This window comes from Streptomyces sp. MI02-7b (assembly GCF_033793585.1).
In the GTDB taxonomy this organism is placed as follows: domain Bacteria; phylum Actinomycetota; class Actinomycetes; order Streptomycetales; family Streptomycetaceae; genus Actinacidiphila.
Genome location: NZ_JARAWX010000011.1, coordinates 35,457 through 61,447, shown reverse-complemented (window position 1 = coordinate 61,447; position 25,991 = coordinate 35,457). Strand labels below are relative to the sequence as shown.

Here is a 25,991-nt window from a genome sequence, read left to right as displayed (position 1 = left end):
CGCCCGTACCCCGGCGGCCCGGATCCTGATCGCCCGTGTCATGCACGGCGGTTGGTGAACATCTGATGAGCGGTTCGCCACCGGCCGCCGCGTCCCGGATGACCAGCGTGAATACGGCTGATCGATGTCCGGGGATCGGTGCCGGCTGTTCCGCTTGCGTTGGAACGCAGGACACTCCGACTGCCAACGATCCCGGTGTAGACGCCCCTACCGTCGCCGTCGCCCACCGGGGGAACCCGCCATGCCTGGTCCCGTGCCCGCTGCCGCCCTCAACCGCCGCACCTTCCTGATCGCCTCCGGGACCACCGCGCTCGGCGCGGGACTCGGTATCGCACTGGTCCCCGGCTCCGGCGACGCCAAGGCCGTCCCTCCCGCCGCGCAGGCGGCGCTCGGCGCGGCCGCTCCCGTGTCGCCCGCCGGCCCGGTCCCGCCCGCCGCCCCCTCGGCGGCCGGTACGACGCTGGAGACGGTGGCGGCACCGCGCGGCAGCGGCGGCTATCGCCGGCTTGCCGACGGCCCTGGCTGGAAACGTGTGACGCGCACCGAGCTCGCCGCCGCGCAGAGCGGCCGCGCCGACCGCCGGACCACGCTGAGCTGCTTCGTCCAGTTCACCGACCTGCACCTGACGGACGTCCAGAACCCCCAGCGCTACGAGTTCCTGCGCGCGGACTCCGCCGGCGGCTGGCGCCCGCACGAGGCGCTGACCAACGCCGGTGTCGTCTCTCTGGTCGAGCGGGTCAACGCACTGCGCAACGGGCCCGCCACCGGCACGCCGATCGGCTTCGTCATGACCACCGGCGACAACACCGACAACAACTCACAGCTGGAGCTGGAGTGGTTCCTGACCGCCATGAGCGGCGGTCGCATCACCCCCAACTCCGGTGATCCGCACCGCTACGAGGGCGTCCAGGACTCCGGTCTGAAGCTCTACTGGCAGCCCGACGCGGACCTGCGCGACGCCGACAAGGCACTCGGCTTCCCCCGCCTGCACGGCTACCTCGACGCCGCGGTCCGCCAGGTGACCAGCCCGGGCCTGAACGTCCCGTGGTACGCCACCGTCGGCAACCACGACCAGCTCTTCGCCGGCACTTTCGCGTCCTCGCCGTTCTTCCGCGAGCTGGCCACCGGCTCGCGCAAGCTGTTCTCCCTGCCCGCCTCCGAGGCGGCCCTCGTCAACAAGGCGATCCGCACGGGATCCGACCCCAAGGGCGCCCGCTTCCGCCAGGCCTGGGAGCACCACAAGAGGACCGCCCGCACCGTCACCCCCGACGAGCGCCGCGCCCCCTTCACCCGGCACCAGTACATCGCCGCCCACCTCGACCCGGCGTACGCCGGCGCGGGCCCGGTCGGCCACGGCTACACGCAGGCCAACCTGTTGACGCGCCGCCTCTACTACACCTTCCGCGTCTCCGACGACGTGCTCGGCATCAGCCTGGACACCACCGACGCCGGCGGCGACTACCGCGGCTCGCTCGGCACCGAGCAGCTGCAGTGGCTGGAACGGACGCTCACCGCCCACAGCGGCGAGACCGTCCTGGTCTTCAGCCACCATCCCAGCTGGGCCATGACGAACACGGTCCGCGACCCCGCCCGGCCCACCGAGAAGCGACACGGAGGCGAGGAGCTCCTCGCGCTGCTGGGGCGGCACCGCAACGTCGCGGCGTGGATCAACGGCCACAGCCACAAAAACAAGATCGTCCCCCACGGCTCCTTCTGGGAGGTCTCCACCGCCTCCCACGTCGACTACCCGCAGCTCGCCCGGGTCGTCGAACTCACCGACAACCATGACGGCACGCTGTCGCTGCACTGCACGCTGGTGGAGTCCGCCGCGCCCCACCGCACCGATTTCTCCGACCTGTCCCAGACGGGTCTGGCCGCGCTCTACCGCGAGTTGTCCTTCAACGCCCCCGGCTCCGGCTCCGATCTGTCCGGGGCCGCCGGCGACCGCAACGTGGAGTTGCTGCTGAAGAAGCGCTGAGCCCGGCCGGGGCCGGCGGGCTCAGCGCGGGAGCACCACCACGTACGAGGCCGGGTTGCGGTCCACCGAGGCCATGAGCGCGGTGCGGACGACTGCGGCCTGCTGTTCCAGCGCCTCGCGCAGCTTCTTCGGCGTGATGTGCACGACCGTGATGCCGAGCCGCTCCAGGTGCTCGCGCTTGCGGGCGTACTCCGACCACAGGGCGTCCTCGTCCTGGCGCGGGGCGCGGGCGTCGATCTCGACGGCGACGGCATGCTCGGGCCAGTACGCGTCCACGCCGCCCAAGTGCGGGCCGCCCGGCAGGCGCAGGTCCACGTTCCACACCGGGTCCGGCAGGCCGAAGCAGCGCACCATGTCGTACAGCCGGCTCTCGGCGATCGCCCTGCCCTCGGCCAGCAGCGCGTCCACGGCCTCGACGACGTGCGGCCGCGACAGCAGCCGCGCGCGGCTCAGTTCCCTGACGATGGACGTGGCCTCGCAGTGTCCGCCGCGCACGGCCTCGGTCATCACCAGGCGCACCGTCTCCGCGTCCTCCAGCTCCGCCACCGCGTCGGCCAGCGCCCGTTGCACCGGCGCGCAGGGGATACCGCCCACCAGGTGCGGGCGCGGCGGGGTCTGGGTCCGTACGAAGCCGACGTCCCCCGCGGCGCGCACCTTGCGCTGCCGGGCCACCAGCAGGTCGATCCGCTCCAGCCCGAGCAGCGGGGGGACGGAGGAGAAGCGGTGCAGGGCGAGCGCGGCCAGGCCGGTCACCATGGCCTCGCCGTCCGCATAGAGCAGCGCCGCGAACAGCCGCTCCTCGCTGGTGGGGGGTCCGGGGTGCAGCACGTAGACCTTGGGCAGCACCTCCTGCCACGGGCCGTTGGGGCCGCAGCGCTCCGAGAGCGTGGCCGGGGTGACGCCGTGCTCCCGCAGCTGGCGCGCGGTCAGTACCGCGGGCCGCTTACGGGAGGGGTGGTCGAGGGGGCGGGGGCTGAGGGGGGTGTTGTGGTTCATGTCGGGTCAATTCCCGCTCCCCGGGGGCGGGCTAACCGCTGTTACCGTTCCGTCGACAAATGCGGACATCCCCGCACTAAAGTTCAGACGTTCGGTTGCCGAAGGGCGGATTTCACCTATCCGGGTGCACCGCCCCGGGCGGCCTGCGCATTCGTCACCTCGGTACCCGGGGCGCCGGGGGGTGCCCGGACCGTGGACGGTACGCCGTTGGGGTGACCGGACGTGTGTTCGCGGGGGCGCGGGCGTGTACGGGTACGCGTGCGGGGGTGCGCCGCCCGCCGGCGGCGCACCCCCGCACGCGCCGGGATCAGGCGTCCGCGCCGGCCGCCGCGTCGCGTTGCTGGGCGCGCAGCGCCCGCACGAGGTCGTCCCGGCACTCGGCGACCAGCCGTCGCAGGGCCGGAGCGGCGTCGGTGTGCGCGTCCAGCCAGGCGGCGGCGGCGTCGGCGGTCTCCGCCCGGTCCTGCAGATGCGGGAAGAGGCCCCGGACCACGGCCATGGCGATCTCGATCGACCGCTCGGCCCAGATCCGCTCGATGACGGCGAAGTACCTGTCGGCGTACGGCGCCAGCAGCTCGCGCTGCCCCGCCTGCCCGAAGCCCGCGATGGTCGCCTCCACCAGGGCGTTGGACAGCGCGTCGGACTCCACGACCGCCGCCCAGGCCTGCGCCTTGACCGCCGCCGACGGGCGTGCCGCCAGGCACCGCACCTGGTGCCGCTTGCCGGAGGCGGTGTCGTCGCGGGAGAGCTCCGCGGCGATGGCGGCCTCGTCGGCGGCGCCGCCGGCGGCCAGCGACTCCAGGAACGTCCAGCGCAGTTCCTGGTCCACCTCCAGCCCGTCGACCTTCTCCGCGCCGTCCAGGAGCGCGCGCAGGAACGCCGTCCCCGCCTCGCCCGAGGCGACCGAGGCGTGGAAGCGGGCCCAGGCGAGCTGGTGCCCGCTGCCGGGCTCGGCCGCGCGCAGCTCGCGCAGGGCGCCCTGCTCCAGGGCGCGCAGCCCCTCCTCGCGCCACTGCGGCGCCGCGTAGTCGTTCAGGGCGGTACGGGCCTGCAGGTGCAGACCCTGCAGGACGCCGATGTCGGTCTCGGCGCCCGCGAAGCGCAGGACCAGGCCGAGGTAGTCACGGGCGGGCATGAGCCCGTCGCGCGTCATGTTCCACACCGCGGACCAGGCCAGCGCCCGCGCCATGGGGTCGGCGAGCTCGCCCAGGTGCTCACGGACGGTGGCCAGCGAGTCCTCGTCGAAGCGGATCTTGCAGTACGTCAGGTCCTCGTCGTTGACCAGGACGAGGTCGGGGCGCTCGGCCCCGGCCAGCTCGGCCACGACGCTGCGCGGTCCGGCGACGTCGGCCTCGGCGCGCGCGTACCGCTCCAGGGTGCCGGCGGGCGTGCGGCGGTAGAGCCCGACCGCGACGCGGTGCGGCCGCAGCTGCGGGTGCGAGGCCGCCGCCTCCTGCACCACCGCGAGCTCCGCGACGCGCCCGTCGCCGTCGTAGGCCACCTGCGGCGTCAGCGCGTTGACGCCCGCGGTCTGCAGCCAGGCCCGGGACCACTCGGCCATGTCGCGCCCGGAGGTCTCCGCCAGCACCGACAGCAGGTCGCCGAGTTCGGTGTTGCCGTACGCGTGGCGCTTGAAGTAGCGCCGGGCGCCCTCCAGGAAGGCGTCCCGGCCCACGTAGGCGACCAGCTGCTTGAGCACCGAGGCGCCCTTGGCGTAGGTGATCCCGTCGAAGTTGAGCTTGGCGTCCTCCAGGTCGCGGATGTCGGCCGTGACCGGATGCGTGGACGGCAGCTGGTCGGCGCGGTAGGCCCACGCCTTGCGCCGGTTGGCGAAGGTGATCCAGCCGTCCTTGTAGCGGGTCGCCTCCACGAGCGAGAACGCGCCCATGAAGTCGGCGAACGACTCCTTGAGCCACAGGTCGTCCCACCACTTCATGGTGACCAGGTCGCCGAACCACATGTGCGCCATCTCGTGCAGGATGACGTTGGCCCGCCCCTCGTAGGACGCCCGGGTGACCTTGCCGCGGAAGACGTACTCCTCGCGGAAGGTGACCAGGCCCGGGTTCTCCATGGCGCCGATGTTGTACTCGGGCACGAAGGCCTGGTCGTACTTCCCGAAGGGGTACGGGTAGTCGAAGTGGTCGTGGAAGAAGTCCAGGCCCTGCCGGGTGACGGTGAAGATCTCGTCGGCCTCGAAGTGCCGGGCCAGGCCCTTGCGGCACAGCGCGCCCAGCGGGATCTCCAGCTCCGTGCCGTCCGCCAGGGTGCGCCGGTAGGTGTCGTGCACCATGTGGTACGGCCCGGCGACGACCGCCGTGATGTACGTCGAGATCGGCCGGGTGGCCGCGAAGTGCCGGGTCTGCCCGCCGTCCGAGGTGCCGGTGACCCGTTCGTTGCCCAGCACCTCCCACGACTCCGGGGCGGTCACGGAGAAGGTGAAGGGCGCCTTCAGGTCGGGCTGCTCGAAGTTCGCGAAGACGCGGCGGGCGTCGGCCGGCTCGTACTGCGTGTAGAGGTAGACCTCGCCGTCCTCGGGGTCGAAGAAGCGGTGCAGACCCTCGCCGGTGCGGCTGTACGCGCACTGCGCGTCCACCACCAGCACATTGTCGGCGGCCAGCTCCGGGAGCGCGATCCGCGCCCCGTCGAAGACCTCCGCGGGGTCCAGCTCCCGGCCGTTGAGGACCACCGACGTGACCGAGGGCGCCACCAGGTCGGCGAAGCTCGCCGTGCCCGGCTCGGCGCAGCGGAAGCGGATCGTGGTCACCGAACGGTAGGTCGGCTCCTCCGCCCGGACCGCCGACCGGAGGTCGAGCGCGACCTCGTAGCCGTCCACGGCGAGCAGCCGGGCCCGCTCGCGGGCCTCGTCACGCGTGAGGTTCTCACCGGGCACGGGGTCTCCATCCTTCGCACGTCATCGTGGTGTCCGTCGTGCGGACGCCACGCATCTTCGCACGTCGTGCCGGACGGCAGCGATGGGGAATGGCCATGGGACCGGCGGCGTTCCCTGCTCAGGACCCCGTGTCGGTGTGTCATGCCCCGAGGAGACAAACGTGACCGAGACCACAACCGCGCCCACCCCGGTGGACTTCTGGTTCGACCCCGCCTGCCCCTGGGCGTGGATGACCTCCCGCTGGATGCTCGAGGTGGAGAAGGTGCGCCCCGTCGAGGTGCGGTGGCACGTGATGAGCCTGGCGGTGCTCAACGACGGCCGTGACGAGCTCCCCGAGCAGTACCGCGAGTTCCTGACCACGGCCTGGGGCCCGGTCCGCGTCTGCATCGCCGCCGAGCAGAAGCACGGCAGCAAGGTGCTCGGCGCCCTCTACACCGCCCTGGGCACCCGCATCCACAACCAGGGCCTGGGCCACGCGGACCGCGAGGTCATCGTCGCGGCCCTGGAGGAGGTCGGTCTTCCCACGGACCTCGCCGACTTCGCCGACAGCGACGCCTACGACACGGAGCTGCGCGCCTCCCACCAGGAGGGCATTTCCAAGGTCGGCCAGGACGTCGGCACCCCGGTCATCGCGGTCCCCGGCGCCGACGGCGAGCAGATCGCCTTCTTCGGCCCGGTCGTCACCCCCGCCCCCAAGGGCGAGGCCGCGGCCCGCCTCTGGGACGGCACGCTGCTGGTCGCGTCGACCCCCGGCTTCTACGAGATCAAGCGCACCCGCGACCAGGGCCCGATCTTCGACTGATCGCCCTCACACGTTCGGGGGCACCTAGAAGTGCCGGAGCAGTTCGGGAAAGGCCGCCAGCCGCAGCACGCGCTCGTCGGCCGGGTCGATCTCGGACTGCTCCAGCACCCAGGTGTTGTCGTTGGGGATGAAGACGGCGCTCATCCCCGCCTCCCGGGCGGGGATGATGTCGGACTTGGGGGAGTTGCCGATCATCCACGCCGCCTCCGGCGCGAAGCCGTACCGCGCGAGCAGCTCCCGGTAGGTGTCCACGTCCTTCTCCGGGACGATGTGCACGCCGCGGAACCGGGGGGCCAGCCCAGAGGCCTCGACCTTGCGGGACTGCTCCTCGGTGTCGCCCTTGGTGAGCAGCAGCAGTTGGTGGCGGGCGCCGAGCTCGTCCAGGGTCCGCGCGACCCCCGGCATCAGTTCCACGCGGTGCTCGGTGAAGGCCAGCGCCAGCTCGTCGATGCGCCGGGCCTCCTCCGGCGTCGCCGGCCGCTCCCGCAGCCGCTCCAGGCACTCGCCGAGGCTGCGCAGGAACACCTTGCTGCCGTATCCGTGGACGACCGCGTTCGCCGCCTCGATCTCGTTCAGCAGCTCCCTGATCCGGTCCCGGTCCAGCACCGGGTGGTCGACCCAGTCGAGGAAGTCCTCTATCACCCGTTCGAAGACGACGTTGTTCTCCCAGAGCGTGTCGTCCGCGTCGAAGATCAGCACCTGTCCGGTCAGCCTCGCGTCACCCATGGCGGGAGCCTAACCAGCGCCCGGGCGCCGGGGCCCGCGATTATCGGGCGGGGCAGGCCGCGTCGAGTTCGGCGCGCGTCGGCGGATCGGCGCCCACCCGTGTGCAGTTGAGCGCCGCGGCGGTGACGCAGCGGGTGAGCACCCCGGACAGCCGCTCCGGGGCGGCGGGCACGCCCGACGTGGCGAGGCTGTCCAGCAGCGCGGCCTGGAAGGCGTCGCCCGCGCCGATGGTGTCGACCACCGTCACCCGCGGCGCCGCCACCCGCACGACCGCGTCCCGGGTGACCGCCAGCGCGCCCGCGGCGCCCAGGGTGACGACGGCCAGCCGCGGCCCCTCGGCGAGCAGGACCCTGGCCGCCTCGGTGGGGTCCAGGCGCGGGAAGAGCCAGGCCAGGTCGGCGTCACTGGCCTTGACGACATCGGTGACCCCGGCCAGCCGCAGGCACGCCTGGCGGTAGGCGAGCCGGTCGGGCTGCACCGCCGGACGCACATTGAGGTCGGCGGCCACGGTGCGCCCCGGGAGCGCGTGCAGGTCCCGGCACAGCTCCAGCACCCGGCCCGCCCCCGGTTCGAGGACGGTGGCCAGCGAACCGGTGTGCAGCACCGCGGTGTCGGGCGGCACGGCCAGGTCCCCGGGGTCCCAGGAGGCCAGGAAGTCGTACGAGGCGGAGCCGTCCCGGTCCACGTACGCCATCGCCAGCGTCGTCCGCCCGGCCGGGCTCGCGGCGCGGACGACGTCGATCCCGGCCGCCGCCAGATGGTCCCGGACGAGCTCGCCGGGCGGGTCCTCGCCCCAGGTCGTGACCAGCGTGGTGGACCGGCCGAGCCGCCGCAGGCCGACCGCCACGTTGGCCGGGCTGCCGCCGGGCATCGGGGTCACCCCGCGCTCCCCGGAGCGCCACAGCAGGTCGACGAGGACCTCGCCGACCACGGTGACCCGGGACGGGGAGGACGACGGCGCGGAGGACGCGGAGGGCGCGGACGCCGGGGACGGGGACGGGGCACTCATCGGGACGGGAACGCCTCCAGTTCGGTGCGGTCGGGCGGCATCCGGAGCGGGGCGCCGTCGCAGAAGGATAAGAGCGATGCCCGGGGGCCGCCCCTGCGGGGCCGGGCACGCCGCCGTGGCGGCCCGATCCCCGCAGCGGAGCCGTTTGGAGAGATTCCACAAGGCCCTTCCTGGTCCTCGTGACGAAACTCACGCGGCGCACGGACTCCTTGTAGGGATGTCACCACCAAGGTGATCAGGGCTTTGTGATCGGCCGACGATGATCGGGACGAGGGAGCCGGGTTAACGTCACGGTGACCGAACAGACCCCCACCCCGCGGAGTACCGATGGCCACCGCAGTTCCCGCCGCTTCCGCCGCACGGACCCACCCGGTCCTCGCCGACCTGATCCCCGCGTCGCGGCTGCGGGACGCCACCCTCGTGCTGGGCGGCGCGGTACTGACCGGCCTGGCCGCGCAGTTGTCGGTGCCGGTGCCCGGGTCGCCGGTGCCGGTGACGGGGCAGACCTTCGCGGCGCTGCTGGTCGGCACCGCCCTCGGCGCCCGCCGCGGCCTGCTGGCGCTGGCGCTGTACGCGGCGGCCGGCGTCGCCGGGATGCCGTGGTTCGCGGACGGCTCGTCCGGTGCGGGCGCGCCCAGCTTCGGCTACATCCTGGGCATGGCGCTGGCCGCCGCCGTCGTGGGCGGCCTCGCCCGCCGCGGCGCGGACCGCAGCGTGTGGCGCACGGCCGGCGCGATGGTGATCGGCAGCGCCGTCGTCTACGCCGTCGGCGTGCCCTACCTCGCGCTGGCCGCGCACCTGTCGCTGGGCCAGGCCGTCTCCCTGGGCCTGACGCCCTACCTGATCGGCGACGCCCTCAAGGCCGCACTGGCCATGGGCGCGCTGCCCGCCGCCTGGAAGCTCGTCGGCCGCCGCGGCTGACCGCAGGGCAGGTCTGCGGAACCCGTACGCACGGCGAAGGGGGCGGCCACCGGCCGCCCCCTTCGCCGTGCCGTGGCGGCCGGTCAGTGCCGGGCCGCCCGCGGGCGCCGGGTCAGCCACAGGCCCGCGCCGCCCGCGGCCAGCAGCAGGCCGCCGCCGAGGGCGAGGACGGTCGTGCGGTCGGGGGCGCCGGTGCTCGGGAGGGTGTCCGAGGGGCTCGGGCTCGGACGGGCCGACGAGTCGCGGCCGAAGGGCACGTTGTCGGTGCCCAGCAGCAGCGGGGTGTCGGGGGCGTTGGGCGTCGGCTTGCTGGTGCCGAAGGGCACGGGGCCCTGCTGCCACAGCAGTGCGCCGTCCTTGCCCATGACGGGCAGGCAGATCTTGCCCTTGCCCTGCAGGTCGTAGGTCGCGGACACCGGATAGCTCCGGCTCTTCCCGGCGGCCAGTGTGCCGACGTCGCAGCTGAACCCGCTGTTGGAGCCCTTGGGCAGTTTGCCCTCGGGGATCGGGTCGCAGCCTTTGACGCCGGTGACCTTCAGCGCGTCGAAACCGACGACCAGCAAGGTGAGTTCCGGGGACTTCTTCTCCCCCTTGTTGACGACCGTCGCGGTGATCGAGGTCTTCTCCGTCGAGTTGTCGACGGAGATCCGGGAGGGCAGCTCGGTGCCCACCTTCACACCCGCGGGAACACTGGGTCCCGGGGAGCCCCCCTGGCCGCTGCCGGGTACGGGATCGGCCCCGTACGCGGGCCCGGCGAACGCCAGTGCCAGCACGGCCGCCGCCGCGGCCGTCTCCCGAACGTGAATTCGCCGATCGAAAAGGCGCATTGCGCTTCCCCCTTCTTGCCTCCGCATCAGCGGTATCTGAAGAGGTACCACAAGATTCGGGGCATCTATGCTGTGATGGTGGCAAGTTCATACTTCTGTCCCGGACCCGTCGTGAATGATGCGATACCGGACAGGAATTGAGGGGCAGGGGGAATTCCTCCCGCAGTGGGGAGTCCGGGCATGGTGGGGAACACGAGCGGCGAAGTGCGGGGCCGGCTGGTGGTGGGCCGCTACCGGCTGGCGGAGCCGATCGGCCAGGGCGGGATGGGCCGGGTGTGGCGGGCCGTGGACGAGGTCCTCGACCGCCAGGTCGCGGTCAAGGAGATGCGGCTGGACGACATGGCGGCCGAGGACGCGCGCGTGCGGCGCGAGCGCACCCTGCGCGAGGCGCGCGCGACCGCCCGCATCGACCACCCCAACGTGGTGCGCGTCTACGACGTGGTCCAGGAGGCGGACCGGCTCTGGATCGTCATGGAACTGGTCGACTGCCGGTCCCTGGAACAGGTGCTGGTGCAGGACGGCCCGGTCGGCCGGGCCGAGGCCGTACGGATCGCCACCGGCCTGGCGCGGGCGCTGCGCGAGGTGCACGCGGTCGGCGTGCTGCACCGCGACATCAAACCCGGCAACGTCCTGATCGACACCCGCGGGCGGGTGGTCCTCACCGACTTCGGGATCGCCGCGATCCAGGACTCCGCCGCGCTCACCATGGCCGGGATGCTCATCGGCTCGCCGGACTACATGGCCCCCGAGCGCATCGAGGGCCGGCAGCAGGGGCCGCCGTCCGACCTGTGGTCGCTGGGCGCCACCTTGTGCGCGGCCCTGGCCGGGCAGTCGCCCTTCGCCCGTCCCACCACGCTGGCCACGTTGCACGCCGTGCTGTACGAGGAGCCCCAACTGCCCCCGGATGCGGGCCCGCTGCGCGAGACGCTGGCGGCCCTGCTGCGCAAGGACCCGGAGGAGCGGCCGACCCTGGACCTGCTCGACGAGGCGCTGGCGGCCCTGGCGGACCCGCCGGGTGGACCCGCCGTCGTGACCCGGCAGGCCCCGCCGCCCGCGGAGGAGGGGTACGTCCCCACGCTCGCGGTGGGCGGGTCCGCCCCGCCTCCGGTACCCGAGCCCGCGCCGCCGGCGCCGGAGCCGGAGGACGCGGTCCCGCCCGGCTGGGAGGCGTACGCGGCCGTGAGGACCGAGCAGCCCGCGCCTGAACCTGGGAATGGGCCCGCGCCCGGGCCCGTCCCGGAACCAGCGCCCGCGCCCGCTCCGGAACCCGCGCCGGCGCCCGAACCCGCCACGCCGCCCGTTCCGTCGCTGCCTCCCGGGGCGCCGGCCCCGTCCCCGGCACGCTCCCGGTTCCGCCGCGCCGCCCTGCTCGCCGGCGCGGGCCTGACCGCGGCCGCCGTCGCCGCGACCGTGGTCGTGCTCACGGCGTCCCGCACCGGCCACCGCGAGGGCCCCGTCGTCGCCGGCACCAGCCGCCCCCCGGCGACCGCGACGGCGCCGGCCACCACGGCGCCCGCGGCCGCACCCACGACGGCGTCCTCCGGCCGCAACGAGACCGGCTTCGCCTGGCAGCCCCCGCACGGCTGGACCCGTACGGCCAAGAGCCCGTCCAACGTCCACTACCACGCCCCGGACGGACAACAGGAGATCGCCGCCTCGTACGCACTCGCACGGGGCGGCGATCTGCTGAAGCAGTGGCAGGACTTCGAGGCGGGCTCCCACGACGTGCCCGACTACCGGAAGATCCGGCTGGAGCGGACGACGTTCCGCGGCCGTCCGGCCGTCGTGTGGGACTACTCCTTCACCCAGGCCGGCGTGCCGTGGAAGGCGCGGCAGCTCGGCTTCACCGAGGGAGGCAAGTCGTACCAGGTCAACATCTGGTACGCGGCGGCCGGCGAGCCCGCCGCGCTCTCGGTCTACGAGGAGGTGACCGCGTCCTTCCGGCCCTTGTGAAGCAGCTGGCGGGCCACCGCGACGCCGATCACGCCGAGCGCCACCAGGACCGAGACGACCACCTGGTCGCGGCCTCCGCCGTCGGTGCCGTCGGTGAGCATGTAGCCCAGCACGAACACGATCATCGCGATGGTCGCCCAGGTCAGGTACGGGTACAGCCACATCCGCACCCGCAGCCGCTCCGGCGCCTCGCGCACGATGATCCGCCGCATGCGCAGCTGGGAGCAGCAGATCACCAGCCACACGAACAGCGCGATCGCGCCGGAGGCGTTGAGCAGGAAGTGGAAGACGGTGTCCGGGTACCGGTAGTTGAAGAAGACGGCGACGAAGCCGAACACCACCGAGCCGAGGATCGCCGCGCGCGGCACACCGCGCGGGCTGGTGCGGCCGAACGCCTTGGGCGCGTCACCGCGCCGGCCGAGCGAGAACGCCATGCGGGAGGCCGTGTAGAGGCCGGAGTTCAGGCAGGACAGCACGGCGGTCAGCACGATCACGTTCATGATCTGGCCGGCGTGCGGGATGCCGATGGTGTTCAGCGCCGCGACGTAGGAGCCGTCCTTGGCGATCGCCGGGTCGTTCCAGGGCAGCAGCGAGACGACGACGAGGATCGAGCCCAGGTAGAAGACGCCGATCCGCCAGATCACGCTGTTGGTGGCCCTGGTGACGGCGCGCTCGGGGTCCTCGGACTCGCCGGCGGCCAGGGTGACGATCTCGCTGCCCATGAAGGAGAAGACGACCAGCAGCACGCCGGTGAGGATCTTGCCCGGTCCGTTCGGCAGGAATCCGCCGTGGTCGGTCAGATGGGCCAGTCCCACGGCGTCGTTGTGCGCACCGGGGAGCACACCGAAGACGGCGAGCGCGCCCAGCACGATGAAGCCGCCGATGGCCACGACCTTGATGCCGGCGAACCAGAACTCGAACTCGCCGTACGAGGCGACCGAGGCCAGGTTGGTCGCGGTCAGCACGGTCATCACGATCAGCGCCCAGGCCCACTGCGGCACGGCGGGCACCCAGCCCTCCAGGATCTTGGCACCGGCGGTCGCCTCGACCGCCAGCACCACAACCCAGAAGAACCAGTACAGCCAGCCGATCGAGAAGCCGGCCCACCGGCCGAGCGCGCGGTCCGCGTACGCGGAGAAGGAGCCCGAGGTCGGGTTGGCCGCGGCCATCTCGCCGAGCATGCGCATCACGAAGACGACCATGACGCCGACGAGGGCGTAGGAGACGAGGATGCCGGGGCCCGCGGCGGCGATGCCGGAGCCGGAGCCCACGAACAGGCCGGCGCCGATCACACCGCCGATCGCGATCATCGACAGATGGCGGTTCTTGAGCCCGGCCTGCAGGCCGGAGCCGGACTCCGGCGCGGCCTGGTGGGCCTCGGCGGGGGAGTCGGCCACTGGTGTGGGGGGACGTGTACTCATGGGGTGGCATGAAACACTGCCGCGGCGACCGCGGGAACCTTTGATTCCGTTTTGTTGTCCTCACCTCAAATCCACCTCAGATCTCCCTCACGTACACCACATGGCGCCTCCGCCCCCTCACTCGGAGCACCCGGGTCGCCACCCTCGGGGGCCGCCGTGCCACACTCGACGCTATGCGCGTGTACCTCGGCTCCGACCATGCCGGCTTCGAACTGAAGAACCACCTCGTCGAGTGGCTCAAGGCCAACGGCCACGAGCCCGTCGACTGCGGACCGCACGTCTACGACGCCCAGGACGACTACCCGCCGTTCTGCCTGCGCGCCGCCGAGGGCGCCGCCGCCGACCCCGACGCCCGCGGCATCGTCATCGGCGGCTCCGGCAACGGCGAGGCCATCGCGGCGAACAAGGTCAAGGGCGTGCGCGCCGTGCTCGCGTGGAGCGAGGAGACCGCCACCCTGGGCCGCGAGCACAACAACGCCAACGTCATCAGCGTCGGCGCCCGCATGCACTCCCGCGAGGACGCGACCCGGTTCATCGAGGTCTTCCTGAACACCCCGTACTCGGGTGAGGAGCGGCACTCCCGCCGCATCGGCATGCTCACCGCCTACGAGGCCACCGGCGAACTGCCGCCCGTCCCGGCCGACCCCCGGGAGGGCTGATCCGGGCATGCCCGAAGGGCATACGATCCACCGCCTCGCCGCGGACCACGAGGAGCGCTTCGGCGGCCGCGTGGTCCGCGCGAGCAGTCCGCAGGGCAAGTTCTCCGACGGTGCCGCGCTCCTGGACGGCCAGGTGCTGCAGGGCGCGGAGGCCCACGGCAAGCACCTCTTCCTGGGCTTCGGGCCGCTCGGCTGGGTCCATGTGCACCTCGGCCTCTACGGCAAGAGCGGCTTCGGCGCCGGGCCGGGCGGCGCGCCCGTCGGCCAGGTCCGGCTCCGGCTGGCCACCGCCGACCACCACATGGACCTGCGCGGCCCCACGGCCTGCGAGCTCATCACGGACGGGGAGAAGCAGGCGATCCACGACCGCCTCGGCCCCGACCCGCTGCGCCCCGCCGACACCGGCGACCGCGCGTGGTCCCGAATAGCGCGCAGCCGCACCAGCATCGCCGCCCTGCTGATGGACCAGAAGGTCGTCGCGGGCGTCGGCAACGTCTACCGCGCCGAGGTCCTCTTCCGGCACGGCATCGACCCGTACACGGCGGGCCGCGACCTGGGCCCCGCCCGGTGGCGGGCGGTCTGGGACGACCTGGTGGCGCTCATGCGCGAGGGAGTGCGCAACAACCGGATCGACACCGTACGGCCCGAGCACACACCCGAGGCCATGGGCCGGCCGCCGCGCGTCGACGACCACGGCGGCGAGGTCTACGTCTACCGCCGCGCCGCCATGCCCTGCCTCGTCTGCGGCACCGAGGTCCGCACCGCCGCGCTCGCGGCGCGGAACCTCTTCTGGTGCCCGGGGTGTCAGCCTTCGGCCTGAGGCGGAAGGCGGGCGGGGCTGCGGCCCCCGGGGCGCCGGTTCCGCACCGCCGCGCTCGCGGCGCGGAACCCCTTCCGCTGCCCGGCTGCCGGCGGTCCGCTCAGAAGCCGTGCGGCAGCCAGGGAGCGATGTCGCTGCCGAAGGCGACCGAGGCATCCTTCAGCGCTCCGCGGCGCAGTTCCCGTACCCGGCCGGCGCGCTCCAGCGCGGTGAGCGAGGTGCCGCCCAGGTAGGCCGCGCCCAGCTCCCGCGCGGACAGCGCGAGGTCCGCCGGGTCGGTGGTGCGCTCGCACGACGCGCCCTTGGCGTCGCCGCAGAGCCGCCACCGGCCCTCGTTCCAGGGGCAGAAGGGGTCCTCGACCTCCAGCACGACGTCCACCGGCGCGGTGTACGTACGGGCCGCGAGGGCGGCGCCCACCTCGACCGGGCGCAGCAGCATGCCGTCCCGGAAGCGCACGCCGCAGCGGCGCACGTCGTCCACCATGTGCAGGATCGCGTCGTCAGCCGGGCGGTTGCGGGCGGTCACCCGGCAGGTCAGGTCGATGCCGAACAGGTAGCGCCACAGCGCGCCGCGGGCCGCCGGGTCCAGCGACTCCAGGTCGCGCAGTACGACGGTGCCGTCGGGCCCGTGGGCGTTCCAGGAACTCTTGACCGCGTAGCGCACATAACCGACCACCTCGCCGTCCCGCTCGGCGAGCACGCACTGCAGGTTCGACGCGCCGTCGCGGTACGCCTCCGCGTCCAGTACCCCCTTGCGCTCCCATCCGGGCCGCCGCTCCAGCATGCCCGGGCGGCCCGGGACCAGTCGGGCGTAGACCGCCTCGCACGCCGGCACCGACCCCTCCAGGTCCGCGAAGCGCAGCCGTACGTCGTCGGCGCCGTCCGGAACCGTCAGGCCCGCGCGCACGGTGTCGATGTCCACGAGCATCTGGTCGGTGACCACCGCGTAGCCGAAGCGGCCGTAAATGGCCGGTTCCGAGGCGGTCAGCACCGCCAGCGGCTCGCCGAGCCCGCGCACGTCGTCCAGCTGCCGCCGCATCATCGCGGTCAGCACCCCCCGGCGCCGGTGCGTCGCGGCGACGCTCACCATCGTCACGCCGGCCGCGGGCACCACCGCGCCGCCCGGTACCGCCAGGCGGAAGGAGAAGGCCCCCGCCGTGCCGACGATCTCGTCGCCGTCCCAGGCGGCGAGCGACCGCCCGGTCTCCGTCACCGAGCGGTCGAACTCCCGCTCCTCCGCGGGCTCGGCCGTACTGCCGAAAGCCCGCTCCAGCGTGCCGAACCACGTGTCCCACTGCCCGGGTTCCAGAACCCGCAAGTCCGCCGTCATGGCTCCTGCCTACCAGCGCCCTCCCGTACCGGCGAGCGATTTTCGCCGTGCGCCGCCCCGGGGCGGCGAACCGCCGGGGGGACCTGCGCTGCGGAGAACGGGTGACAGTGGATAAGGTCGCCGGGAACATGGCACAACGCCCGGTAGGAGACGGCTTGAGGGCCAGGTGGGGGAGAACGGCCCACCGGGCCCGCGTCGGCCTGCGCAAATCCGCGGTCGACTACTTCCGCGGCGACGCCGCGGACTGGCTGGCGCTGATCGTCCTGCTGCTCTGCGTCCCCGTGATCGCCTGGGGGACCGTGCTGGCCCCGCAGTGGTGCCCGCCCACCACGCTCGTGCTCCCCGTCCTCCTCGGCGGGCTGCTGCTGCGGCCGTCGAGCCTGCTGCTGTTGTACGGCAGCTCGGCGGTGGCGCTGGTCGTGGAGTCGGCGGTGCTGGGCCCGTACCGGGACGGCGTGGGCCGGGTCACGCCCGGCACCGTGCTGGTGGTGGCGGCGGTCGCACTCGCCGGGCTGGTCGTCGCCCAGTTCCGCGCCCGGGTCGGCGTGCCCTGGATGCGCGGCGGCACCATGCTCTTCGACCTGCGCGAGCGCATCCGGGTGCAGAGCAGGATTCCCCGGCTGCCGGACGGCTGGCACGCGGAGATGGCGCTGCGGCCGGCCGGCGGCCAGTCGTTCTCCGGCGACTTCGTGGTGGCCACCCGCACCACCGGCGGCCGGATCCTGGAGGCGGTCCTCACCGACGTCTCCGGCAAGGGCATGGACGCCGGTTCACGGGCCCTGCTGCTGTCCGGCGCCTTCGGCGGCCTGCTGGGCTCGCTCCCGCCGCACGCCTTCCTCACCGCCGCCAACGGCTATCTGCTGCGGCAGAACTGGGACGAGGGCTTCGCCACCTCCGTCCACCTGGTGCTGGACCTGGAGACCGGCGACTACGAACTGCTCTCCGCGGGTCACCTGCCCGGCATGCAGCTCAGCGCCGGCACCGGCCGCTGGGAGGAGAAGGCGGCCGAGGGCCCGCTGCTGGGCGTCTACGACGGTGCCGAGTTCCACGGCGTGAAGGGCACGCTGCGCTCCGGCGACGTCCTGCTGCTGTTCACCGACGGCCTGGTGGAGGCCGCCGGCCGCGACATCGCCGAGGGCATCGACCGGCTCATCGGCGAGGCCGACCGCTATGTCGCGCACGGCTTCCGGGGCTCGGCCTGGCAGTTGATCGAGGCGGTCGCCAAGGACGTCAACGACGACCGCGCCCTGCTCATCGTGTGCCGGGACTGACCGGCTCGGTACGAAGGAAGGCCCAGGCCGTCCGCGGCCGCACCGCGAAGCGGAAGAGCCTTGCCGTGACCACGGCGCCCGCGATCAGGGCGAGAACCGGCCCAGGGGCCGGGCGGTCCTCACCACGCCCCCGTGCAGCAGGTGGCCGTGCCGCGTCCCCGCCCCCCAGGGCGGTGAACCGCGTCCGCCGATGCGGCACCCACGCGAAGAAGCAGTCGGTCGGCGGCAGCGGCCCGGCGAAGCGGGCGAAGGGCGTCACCACGCCGGTCCACCAGGGCAGCCCCAACCGGGCCGTGGACGCCCGGTGGTAGAGCCGATCGGCCTCGACGCGGCGGTCACCGGCGCCACCGCGAGGGGCTGCCGGGTCGGCGGCTCATTCCGCTGTCGTGTCCGTCCGTTCACTCCGGTCGTGAAACGGTGGAACGGAAGGAACGGCCGGCATCCGGAGCCCGCGGCGACCCCTGGCGCGGCAACTGGCTGCGCACGGCAGCGGTTTGACCACAATGCTTTCGGAACTCGGCTCACGATGACGGGATTCGCCGCGTCGGAGGCGGTCGGGACGCCGTCCCGCGAGGGCTTCCGGCGGCCACCGTGCCCCGCGTCACAGGTGTGCGTGCCCGGTCTGCGGGGAAGGTGAGCCCTGCGGGGTCTCGGTGTCGGCGGCAGGTGGCACGATGGACGTCGCGGGGGCGCGGCAGGCGGCTGTTCCCCCGGAACGATGAGGCGTCAGACCGAGGATGTGATCCCCAGTGGCCATCTCCCTGTCCGTGGTGCTCTTGTTGGCGATCATCATGGTCGTGCTCATCAGGGGCAAAACACTCAAAGTCGGACCGGCGATCGTCGCCGCGCTGTTCGGCTTCTTCCTGGCTTCCACGGGCATGGCGCCCGCGATCAACAAGTTCCTCGACTCGCTGGCGGACACCATCAACCAGATCAATCTCTGATGGTGCGGGCCGAACGGCCCTCCGCGGCCGGCGGGAAGGGGCGCTGACGCGGACTCAGGCGGCCGCGGGCGTACGCTCCTGCGCGGTCCCGACGATGCGCCGCAGCGCCTGCGTGCGCTCCGCGGTGTCCCGCGCCGAGAGCAGCGCGGCGAGCACGGCGATCCTCGCCTGCCCGGCACGCAGCGTCCCCGCCAGCACGCCGCCGGCCGCCGCGAGGTCCACGGCGCCCCCTCCGGTGTACATCGGCGCCACCGGGCCCGCCGCGACCCGGGTGCTCACGGCGACCAGCACGCCCGCGTCCACCGCCCGGCGCACGGCCTCGGCGAACTCCGGGGTGGCGTTGCCCGCGCCGGTGCCCACCAGGACGATGCCCTCGGCCCCGGCCGCCAGCGCGGCGTCGAAGAGCACCGGGTCGGCGTCGACGTGATGCATCACCACGTCGACGCGCGGCGCCGTCGCCCCGGTGTCCGGCAGCGGCAGCGCGGCGGCCCGCGGGCGCGGGCCGCTCCAGGCGATCTCGCCGAACTTCACCCGCCCCAGCGGCCGTCCCGACGGGTCGGCGAAGGCCTGCACGTCCAGCGTGTGCGCCTTGACGGTGCCGCGGGCGGCGTGCACGAAGCCGCCGAAGGTGATGACCACGCCGACGTCCTCGGCGGTCGCGGCGGTCAGCAGGGCGTCGTACAGATTGCCCGCGGCGTCGCCGTCGGTGGAGTCCAGGGGCAGTTGGGCGCCGGTGAACACCACCGGGCGCCGGTCGTCGTGGTGGAGGTCCAGCAGGAAGGCGGACTCCTCCATGGTGTCGGTGCCGTGCGTGATCACGATGCCGTCCACGGCCGGGTCGGCCAGCACCTCGTGCACCGTGTGCAGCAGGCGCATCTGGTGGGCGCTGGTCAGCCGGGAGCTGTTCACCGTGAACAGGTCGCGGACGGTGACCTCGACGCCCTCGGGGACCGCACCCGCCGCCAGTACCTCGCGGCCGGCGGCCTCGGCCGCGTAACCCACCCCCTGCCACCGGCTGGCGATCGTGCCGCCGGTGCCGATCACGACGATGTGCTTCACGTGTCCCTCGCTCGCGTGTGCGCCCAATCCTCCGCCGCAAGGATATGCGCAGGGAACGGGCATGCGATTGCGAATCAGCCCGCGTAGATCGCGTGATCGTGGTAGGAATCGCCGACATGGACGCCATTGACAGAAGTATCTTGCGTGAACTGCAGGCGGACGGCCGGCTCACCAACCAGGAGCTCGCCGCCCGCGTCGGCCTGACCCCCTCACCCTGTCTGCGCCGGGTGCGCCAGCTGGAGGAGGACGGCGTGATCCAGAGCTACCGCGCGGTGGTCGACCCGGCCGCCGTGGGTCGCGGCTTCGAGGTCTTCGCCTCCGTCGAGGTGCGCCGGGACCGCGAGTCCGTCGAGTCGTTCGAGGCCCAGGTCCGGTCCACCCCGGACATCGTGGAGGCCTACCGGCTCTACGGCGCGCCGGGCTGCCTGCTGCGCATCGCCGTCAACGACAGCGACGCCTACGAGCGCTTCTGGACCGAGACCCTGATCTCCCTGCCGGGAGTGAGCGAGGTCAACTCACAGATGATCATGAAGCGCATCAAGGGACCGCGGGGCGTGCCGGTCTGACAGCGGCGGCGCCGGCGCGCCGGTACGGGGAAGGTCCCCCGCTCAGCCGAGCGGGGTCGGCCCGGACTCCCCGGCGTCCCGTACCCGCGCACCGGCGCCCTCGGCGCCCTCGGTGGCCTCGGCGGCCTCGGCGAAGACCGGCAGCGCCCGCACCAGGTCAGGGGGCAGGGCCAGTCCCTCCTCGGTGGACGGGTCCACCGCCAGCCACAGGTCGTCGGTCGGCCAGTTCGCGGCCAGCTCCGCGACGGGGATGCGCACCGCGGTCGCCGGGTCCCCGCCGGCCGCGACGAGCGTCTCCTCGGCGGTGAACACGGGGATGTACTGGGTGCCGTCCTGTTCGATCACGGGCAGGGACACCGCCCCCTCGGGGCGGGGATCCTCGCCGTCGGCCGGCGGCACCTGCGGCAGCAAGGCCGTCCTGCACGCCAGGTCGGCCAGTACGGCCTCGGTGTCGGCGATCTCCGCCGCGGACGCTGCGTCCTCGGGCCGGGCCGCGTTCTCGTGCGGTGTCGGGACGTTCATGAAGTCTCCTCTTGCCGGGCGATTGCGTGCGGACGGTCCGCAACGGCGACCCTCCGCACGCCGCGGCACGTCGGCGGGGTCCTCTCGTACTCCCGGCGCCTGCCCGGGGGCCCGCCGCATAAGCGGGCCATCACCGACAATCTGGACGGCTGGCGGCCGCGCCCGGGGCGACGCACGATGAACGGGCTCTCCAGCACGGTCCTCGGTCCGTCCGCGAAAGGCGGGTGTCATGACCACCTACCCCTCCGCCGGTATGCCGGCGGGACTCCTCGGCGCCCTCTCCAAGTGGGGCTGGCAGGTCCTCCTCACCGCCGGAGTCGCCGCGATCGCCCTCGGCGTCTGCGTCCTGGCATGGCCCGGCGAGACACTGCTCGTGGTCGGTGTGCTCTTCGGCGTCTACCTGCTGATCAGCGGCGTCTTCCAGCTGGCCGGCGCCTTCGGCCCGCACGTGCCGGGCAGCCTGCGGGTACTGAACTTCGTCACCGGCGCCCTGAGCATCCTGCTCGGCCTGATCTGCTTCCGCGGGGCGGCGCAGTCCCTGCTGCTGCTCGCCCTGTGGATCGGCTTCGGCTGGCTGCTGCGCGGCATCATGCTGATCGCCGCGGCGATCTCCACCGAGGGCCTGCCCGCCCGCGGCTGGCAGATCTTCTTCGGCGCGCTCACCCTCCTGGCGGGCATCGTGCTGATCGTCTCGCCCTTCGGCTCCCTCGCGGCCCTCACCCTGGTCTCCGGCGTGTGGCTGATCGTGCTCGGCGTCGCCGAGATCGTCCACGCCTTCCACATCCGCTCCCTGGCGGCCCACCACCCGCCCCACCACCCCGCGGCCCACCAGCCGGTCGGCTGAGCACCGCGGCCGAACGCCGCACGGCTGTCAGTGGCGGTTCCTACACTCGGCGCATGGTCACCGAAGCGGACACCGAACTGCGCGACGGACGAACCCTTCACTTCTACGACACCGGACCGGCGGCGGGCGGCGACGACCTTCCCGTCGTCTGGCTGCACGGCACGCCCAACGTGGGGGAGCCGCCGGAACCCCTCTTCGAGGCCGCGCAGAAGCGCGGCATCCGCTGGTTCTCCTACGACCGGCCCGGGTACGGCGGCTCCACCCCGCACCCCGGGCGGGACATCGCGGCCGCCGCGGCGGACGTCGCCGCCGTCGCCGACGCCCTCGGAATCGAGCGGTTCGCCGTGCTCGGCCACTCCGGCGGAGGCCCGCACGCCCTCGCGTGCGCCGCGCTGCTCCCGGACCGCGTGGTCGCGACGGTCAGCGGCGCCGGGCTCGCCCCGTACGGCGCCGAGGGAATCGACTGGTTCGCCGGGATGTGCCCGTCGAGCGTGGCCGAACTGAGGGCGTCCGCCGCGGGCCGCGCCCCGCTGGAGGAGTACCTGGCCGGCAGCGACTACGACCCGGAGATGTTCACCCCCGCCGATCACGCCGCGCTGGCCGACGCCTGGGCCTGGCTCGCCTCGGTCGCCGGCCGGGCCCTCCAGGGCGAACCCGACGGCATGATCGACGACGACCTCGCCTACGTCACGCCCTGGGGCTTCGATCCGGCCGCCGTCCGCTCGCCCGTCCTCCTCCTGCACGGCGGCCGCGACCGCATGGTTCCGGCCGGCCACGCCGCCTGGCTCGCCCGGTGCATGCCCACCGCCGATCTCCGCGTCCTCCCGGACGAGGGCCATGTCTCGGTCCTCACCGCCGCCCCCGAGGCCCTCGACTGGCTCGTCGCCCGGGCGTCGGGCCGAACGCCGGGGTGACTCACCGCGGTTGACCGCCTGCCGACCGCCGGGGCACATGGCGGATTGTCGATCTCCCGTGGCGGGAAACATGCGCCGGGGAGAGTGTGACGGGGGGATGTGCCATGGGGAGGGGTTTCGCCGTGCCCGGCGCGGCCGATGACAGCGGTTTCTGGGACGGCTTCTGGCAGCAGTCGGGCGGCACCGCCGTGTGGGTGCTGGGCATCTTCGCGGTCATCGTGATCGTGGTCGCCGTGCGCCTGGGATCCGGGCTGCTGCTGCGGCACCGCAGCAGCCGACTGCTGCCGGTGGTGGTGTCCGAGGACCGCGGCCTCCTCGGCGGCCAGGCCAACGGCCACCGGGGCAACGGCGGCGGGCACGGCGCGGCGGACCCGGCACACGGGCACGGCCACGACCAGGAGTCCGCGCGCACCAGGGAACTGGCCGCGTACATCACGGAGCACATGGCCGCCGACGCGCTCGGCCCGCGCGTCCTGACCCCCGGCAGCGGCACCCCCACCGGTCCCGACCCGGCACCGGAGACGACATCCTCACCGCACGGCTGGGTGGACGTGATGAAGCGCCTCGCCCTCTTCCGCCCGCGGGCGTACCACGTGATGCTGCACTGCCTGTCGGCCGACGACAAACCGCCCCGCTTCTCGGTCCGCGTCCTCTACATGCCGAAGAACACCGTGGTGGCCGCCACCATCATGGAGGGCGAGGACATCGGACCCGACGCCACGGACGAGGAGGTCCGGCGGCGCGACCGGCGGCTGTACGAGCGGATCGCCTGCTACTGCACGGTGAAGATCCTGGGCGACCCGCGCTCCCAGGACCGCATCCCGCGCTGGGAGAGCTGGGGCGACGACTACGACTCGTACCGCTTCCACCGCATGGGGGTCCGGGCGCAGGAGGAGGCGCTGGCCGCGAAGAAGCGCGGCGACCCCGCCCAGGAGCGCGCCCACTACCGGCACGCCCTGCGGCACTACAAGGAGGCCGCCGCGCTGGTGCCCGGGAACCTCACCGTCCGGCTGCACCAGGCCGGCGTCCTGGAGCTCATGGGCCAGGACGGGGGCGCGGAGGAGCCCGCCGCCCACATCCAGCACGCCATCGAGATCTACGAGGACTGCATCCAGCTGTGGCCCGAGCACGTCGAGACCGCCTACCGGCTGTCCATCGCCTGCGCCGAGCAGAACCGCGCCCGGGCGGGCGGCGATCACCGGCCCGAGGACTACGAGCGCGACTCCCGGGAGCACCTGCGGCTGCTCCTGAACCGCCTGTCCTGGTCGGCCATGGTCCGCCGCTACGCCCGCACATGGCTCCTCGGCCGCCGCAACCTCGGCGAACGCCGCTACTGGCGCCAGTGGTTCGCCATGGAGCGGCCCCGCCCCGCGCTGCGCACCCGCCGCCGTTCCTTCCTCGCGGCCGTGCGCATCGCCGAGGCGGCCGAGGAACTGCGGATGAACCGCCAGCCTGATCCCGACCGGCTGCGCGAGGCGTTCGTCACGGTGGCCAGGGAGGTGACGGGCGGCGTGTGGGCGCGGTGGGGCCGGCTGTGGGGCGGCCCGGACTGGGGGATACGCCGCATGCTCCACGCCGACCACCGGCGCGGCGCCGGGCACGCGGGCGACGGTTCCCCCGCGCCGAGAACGTGGCGGCGGCGGGGACCGCAGGCCCGTACGCACGGCGAGGCGCTGATCGCCGGCCCGGCGCCGGGGCACCGCGTGCCCAACCGCGCCTCCGCGGGCTACCTCGTCTACTACAACGCGGCGTGCTTCCTGAGCCTCGCCCTCAACGTGGCACCCCCCGCGGGGTCGATGACCTGGTCCGGCGACGAATGGCGCGAGGACTGCGCCCGCGCGGCCGTCGCCCAGCTCAACAGCAGCCTCCGCGTCACCCGCAGCCAGTTCTCCGCGGCCTGGGCCGAACGCGACACCGATCTGCGCCCGTTGTTCACCGGCCGGCTCCGCGACGACCCGCCGGCCGGCGTACCCGGCGCCGCCGCGCCGCGCTGGGGCCGCATCGGGCGCAACTGGGCCGGATTCGCAGGGATCCACGTCGCGGACTGAGGAGGCGGTTCAGTTCACCGACCGGATGGTGCCGCCGTCGACGCGGAGTGTGGCGCCGCTGACGTAGTCGCCGTAGCGACTGGCGAGGTACGCGACCGCGCCCGCGATCTCCTCCGGACGGCCAAAGCGTCCGGTGTCGTTGGGCACGAAGTCACGAGCGGCGTTGCGCTCGATCTCCTCCCACGACTCGCCCCACTCGCGCTCCGCCGCCATGCCCGTCAGCAGGCGCTCCACCGAGTCGACGAGGACCGCGCCGGGGGAGACCACGTTGGACGTCACCCCGGTGTCCTTCAGCTCTCGCGCCAGGGAGACGGCGAGGTTGTGCCGCGCGGCGAGCGTCGCGTTGTAGTGGGGCAGCAGGGCCGTCGGCTGCGACGCCAGGCCGCCGCCGATCTGGATCACCCGGCCCCAGCCGCGCTCGCGCATGCCGGGCACCAGCCGCCGGATCATCCGCACGCCGGAGACCACGTTGATCTCGTACGTCCGCATCCACACCTCCGGGGTGGCGTCGGCCCAGTCGGCGTGGTCGTACGCGCCGGCGTTGTTGACCAGGATGTCGACGGCGCCGGCGCCCTCGGCCACCGCGTCGGCGCCCCCATCCGTGGCGAGGTCGCCGATCGCCACCGCGGCCGCGCCGATGTCCCGCGCCACCTTGCGGGCCCGGTCCTCGTCCCGTCCGTGCACCACGACGTCGGCGCCCTCGGCGGCGAGGAGTCGGGCGATCGCCTCGCCCAGTCCGGAGCTGGAGCCGGTCACGAGTGCCCGGCGGCCGGTGAGTCCCAGATCCATCGCACTTTCCTTCCCTTCATGTATACGACTGTAGACATGCGGCCAGTCTACAGTCGTACACATGACAGCACCTCGTCCCCGCGACGCCGCCGCCACCAAGAAGGCCATCCTGCGGGCCGGCATCGAGGGCTTCACCCGCCACGGCTACGACGGCATCGGCGTCCGGGACATCGCCCGGGCCGCGGGCGTCACGGCGATGCTGGTCAACCGCTACTTCGGCTCCAAGGAAGGGCTCTTCGCCGAGGTGGTCGAGGCTTCCATGGCCGAGCGCACCGTCCTCACCAGCGACCCCGCCACCCTCGCCCGCGACGTGGCCGCCGCACTGGTCCGCCGGACCGACCCGGAGGCCGACAGCCTCGACCCGTTCCTGCTCATGCTGCGTTCCGCGGCCAACCCGCGCGCCGCCGAGATCCTGCGGACCGGCATCGAGAAGCACGTCGAGGCCCACCTGCTCGACGTCGCCCCGGACCTGCGCGGCACCGATCGCGCGGCGATGATCCTCTCGGTCGTCGCGGGATTCTGGCTGATGCGCAGGATGATCGGCAGCACCGCCCTCAACCGCAGCGACGAGGCCACCTTGACCCGCACGCTGGAGGCACTGTTCGCGCTGCTCGCGCAGCCCTCCCGGCGCCCCTGAGCGCGGGCCGAACCACCCAGTGACCGCGGCGACTTGCGGTGTCTGTCCGTCCCCCCCCTGGACGC

General features: G+C 73.3%; 24 protein-coding genes. 14 read left to right on the top strand and 10 right to left on the bottom strand.

Translation table 11 applies throughout. The annotated features are described in order from the left end of the window. Window positions 1-241 precede the first annotated feature (241 nt). Window positions 242-1,978: a TIGR03767 family metallophosphoesterase gene (locus PV364_RS19525; protein WP_319661368.1), complete on the top strand. Its 1,737-nt coding sequence runs from the start codon at window positions 242-244 to the stop codon at window positions 1,976-1,978. Window positions 1,979-1,999: 21 nt separating this feature from the next. Here the strand turns inward: PV364_RS19525 and PV364_RS19520 are convergent, their stop codons facing one another. Further along, window positions 2,000-2,974: a hypothetical protein gene (locus tag PV364_RS19520; RefSeq protein ID WP_319661367.1), complete on the bottom strand. Its 975-nt coding sequence runs from the start codon at window positions 2,972-2,974 to the stop codon at window positions 2,000-2,002. A gap of 307 nt (window positions 2,975-3,281) precedes the next feature. After that, complete coding sequence (gene pepN / locus PV364_RS19515) at window positions 3,282-5,864, bottom strand: aminopeptidase N (protein ID WP_319661366.1); 2,583 nt, start codon at window positions 5,862-5,864, stop codon at window positions 3,282-3,284. A 160-nt stretch (window positions 5,865-6,024) separates the two neighbouring features. Here pepN and PV364_RS19510 point away from each other — a divergent pair, with 160 nt between their 5' ends. Continuing rightward, entirely contained in the window at window positions 6,025-6,666 is a 642-nt protein-coding gene (locus tag PV364_RS19510) for a DsbA family protein (RefSeq protein ID WP_319661365.1), read from the top strand. Between the two features lie 24 nt (window positions 6,667-6,690). Here PV364_RS19510 and PV364_RS19505 read toward each other — a convergent pair whose 3' ends face one another. Together PV364_RS19505 and PV364_RS19500 are read right to left on the bottom strand one after the other, a co-directional pair. Further along, window positions 6,691-7,392: an HAD family hydrolase gene (locus tag PV364_RS19505; protein ID WP_319661364.1), complete on the bottom strand. Its 702-nt coding sequence runs from the start codon at window positions 7,390-7,392 to the stop codon at window positions 6,691-6,693. Between the two features lie 40 nt (window positions 7,393-7,432). After that, window positions 7,433-8,401, bottom strand: a complete 969-nt coding sequence (locus PV364_RS19500; RefSeq protein ID WP_319661362.1) for a carbohydrate kinase — start codon at window positions 8,399-8,401, stop codon at window positions 7,433-7,435. A gap of 327 nt (window positions 8,402-8,728) precedes the next feature. On the opposite strand from PV364_RS19500, the gene PV364_RS19495 reads away from it, so the two are divergent. Continuing rightward, window positions 8,729-9,322 carry a biotin transporter BioY gene (locus PV364_RS19495; RefSeq protein WP_319661361.1) on the top strand — a complete coding sequence of 198 codons (594 nt, stop codon included), beginning with the start codon at window positions 8,729-8,731 and terminating at the stop codon, window positions 9,320-9,322. 83 nt (window positions 9,323-9,405) lie between these two features. Here the strand turns inward: PV364_RS19495 and PV364_RS19490 are convergent, their stop codons facing one another. Further along, window positions 9,406-10,149 (bottom strand): LPXTG cell wall anchor domain-containing protein, encoded by a 744-nt coding sequence (locus PV364_RS19490; RefSeq protein ID WP_319661360.1) that lies wholly within the window; start codon window positions 10,147-10,149, stop codon window positions 9,406-9,408. A gap of 180 nt (window positions 10,150-10,329) precedes the next feature. Between PV364_RS19490 and PV364_RS19485 the strand changes: the two genes are divergently transcribed. Continuing rightward, window positions 10,330-12,102 (top strand): serine/threonine-protein kinase, encoded by a 1,773-nt coding sequence (locus PV364_RS19485; protein ID WP_319661359.1) that lies wholly within the window; start codon window positions 10,330-10,332, stop codon window positions 12,100-12,102. Here the strand turns inward: PV364_RS19485 and PV364_RS19480 are convergent. Then, a complete protein-coding gene (locus PV364_RS19480) occupies window positions 12,066-13,523 on the bottom strand; it encodes an amino acid permease (protein ID WP_415924575.1) in 1,458 nt (485 codons plus the stop codon). The two genes, PV364_RS19485 and PV364_RS19480, sit on opposite strands and share 37 nt — an antisense overlap. A 173-nt stretch (window positions 13,524-13,696) precedes the next feature. Here PV364_RS19480 and PV364_RS19475 point away from each other — a divergent pair, with 173 nt between their 5' ends. Together PV364_RS19475 and PV364_RS19470 are read left to right on the top strand one after the other, a co-directional pair. Further along, window positions 13,697-14,182 (top strand): ribose-5-phosphate isomerase, encoded by a 486-nt coding sequence (locus tag PV364_RS19475; RefSeq protein ID WP_319661358.1) that lies wholly within the window; start codon window positions 13,697-13,699, stop codon window positions 14,180-14,182. A gap of 7 nt (window positions 14,183-14,189) precedes the next feature. Then, window positions 14,190-15,002, top strand: coding sequence for an Fpg/Nei family DNA glycosylase (locus PV364_RS19470; protein WP_319661357.1), 813 nt, complete (start codon window positions 14,190-14,192; stop codon window positions 15,000-15,002). 100 nt (window positions 15,003-15,102) lie between these two features. Here the strand turns inward: PV364_RS19470 and PV364_RS19465 are convergent, their stop codons facing one another. After that, complete coding sequence (locus PV364_RS19465; protein WP_319661356.1) at window positions 15,103-16,332, bottom strand: GNAT family N-acetyltransferase; 1,230 nt, start codon at window positions 16,330-16,332, stop codon at window positions 15,103-15,105. A gap of 128 nt (window positions 16,333-16,460) precedes the next feature. Between PV364_RS19465 and PV364_RS19460 the strand changes: the two genes are divergently transcribed. The 3 genes from PV364_RS19460 to PV364_RS19450 all read left to right on the top strand — a co-directional run bounded on the left by PV364_RS19460 (window position 16,461) and on the right by PV364_RS19450 (window position 18,547). Next, window positions 16,461-17,603, top strand: coding sequence for a PP2C family protein-serine/threonine phosphatase (locus PV364_RS19460; protein WP_319661354.1), 1,143 nt, complete (start codon window positions 16,461-16,463; stop codon window positions 17,601-17,603). Between the two features lie 173 nt (window positions 17,604-17,776). Then, window positions 17,777-17,914 (top strand): hypothetical protein, encoded by a 138-nt coding sequence (locus PV364_RS19455; protein ID WP_319661353.1) that lies wholly within the window; start codon window positions 17,777-17,779, stop codon window positions 17,912-17,914. A gap of 438 nt (window positions 17,915-18,352) precedes the next feature. Continuing rightward, window positions 18,353-18,547: a hypothetical protein gene (locus tag PV364_RS19450; protein WP_319661351.1), complete on the top strand. Its 195-nt coding sequence runs from the start codon at window positions 18,353-18,355 to the stop codon at window positions 18,545-18,547. A 54-nt stretch (window positions 18,548-18,601) separates the two neighbouring features. Here the strand turns inward: PV364_RS19450 and PV364_RS19445 are convergent, their stop codons facing one another. Then, window positions 18,602-19,606 (bottom strand): asparaginase, encoded by a 1,005-nt coding sequence (locus PV364_RS19445; RefSeq protein WP_319661350.1) that lies wholly within the window; start codon window positions 19,604-19,606, stop codon window positions 18,602-18,604. 116 nt (window positions 19,607-19,722) lie between these two features. On the opposite strand from PV364_RS19445, the gene PV364_RS19440 reads away from it, so the two are divergent. After that, window positions 19,723-20,172, top strand: a complete 450-nt coding sequence (locus PV364_RS19440; protein WP_319661349.1) for an Lrp/AsnC family transcriptional regulator — start codon at window positions 19,723-19,725, stop codon at window positions 20,170-20,172. A 42-nt stretch (window positions 20,173-20,214) separates the two neighbouring features. On the opposite strand, the gene PV364_RS19435 is transcribed toward PV364_RS19440, so the two are convergent. Continuing rightward, entirely contained in the window at window positions 20,215-20,694 is a 480-nt protein-coding gene (locus PV364_RS19435) for an SseB family protein (RefSeq protein WP_319661348.1), read from the bottom strand. A gap of 229 nt (window positions 20,695-20,923) precedes the next feature. Between PV364_RS19435 and PV364_RS19430 the strand changes: the two genes are divergently transcribed. The 3 genes from PV364_RS19430 to PV364_RS19420 all read left to right on the top strand — a co-directional run bounded on the left by PV364_RS19430 (window position 20,924) and on the right by PV364_RS19420 (window position 24,500). Beyond that, window positions 20,924-21,538, top strand: a complete 615-nt coding sequence (locus tag PV364_RS19430) for an HdeD family acid-resistance protein (protein WP_319661347.1) — start codon at window positions 20,924-20,926, stop codon at window positions 21,536-21,538. A 53-nt stretch (window positions 21,539-21,591) separates the two neighbouring features. Then, window positions 21,592-22,452, top strand: a complete 861-nt coding sequence (locus tag PV364_RS19425; protein ID WP_319661346.1) for an alpha/beta hydrolase — start codon at window positions 21,592-21,594, stop codon at window positions 22,450-22,452. Between the two features lie 104 nt (window positions 22,453-22,556). Then, window positions 22,557-24,500 (top strand): hypothetical protein, encoded by a 1,944-nt coding sequence (locus PV364_RS19420; RefSeq protein ID WP_319661345.1) that lies wholly within the window; start codon window positions 22,557-22,559, stop codon window positions 24,498-24,500. A gap of 9 nt (window positions 24,501-24,509) precedes the next feature. On the opposite strand, the gene PV364_RS19415 is transcribed toward PV364_RS19420, so the two are convergent. Further along, window positions 24,510-25,289: an SDR family NAD(P)-dependent oxidoreductase gene (locus tag PV364_RS19415; RefSeq protein WP_319661344.1), complete on the bottom strand. Its 780-nt coding sequence runs from the start codon at window positions 25,287-25,289 to the stop codon at window positions 24,510-24,512. Window positions 25,290-25,350: 61 nt separating this feature from the next. Here PV364_RS19415 and PV364_RS19410 point away from each other — a divergent pair, with 61 nt between their 5' ends. Next, window positions 25,351-25,926, top strand: a complete 576-nt coding sequence (locus PV364_RS19410; protein ID WP_319661343.1) for a TetR/AcrR family transcriptional regulator — start codon at window positions 25,351-25,353, stop codon at window positions 25,924-25,926. The last annotated feature ends 65 nt before the right edge of the window (window positions 25,927-25,991 follow it).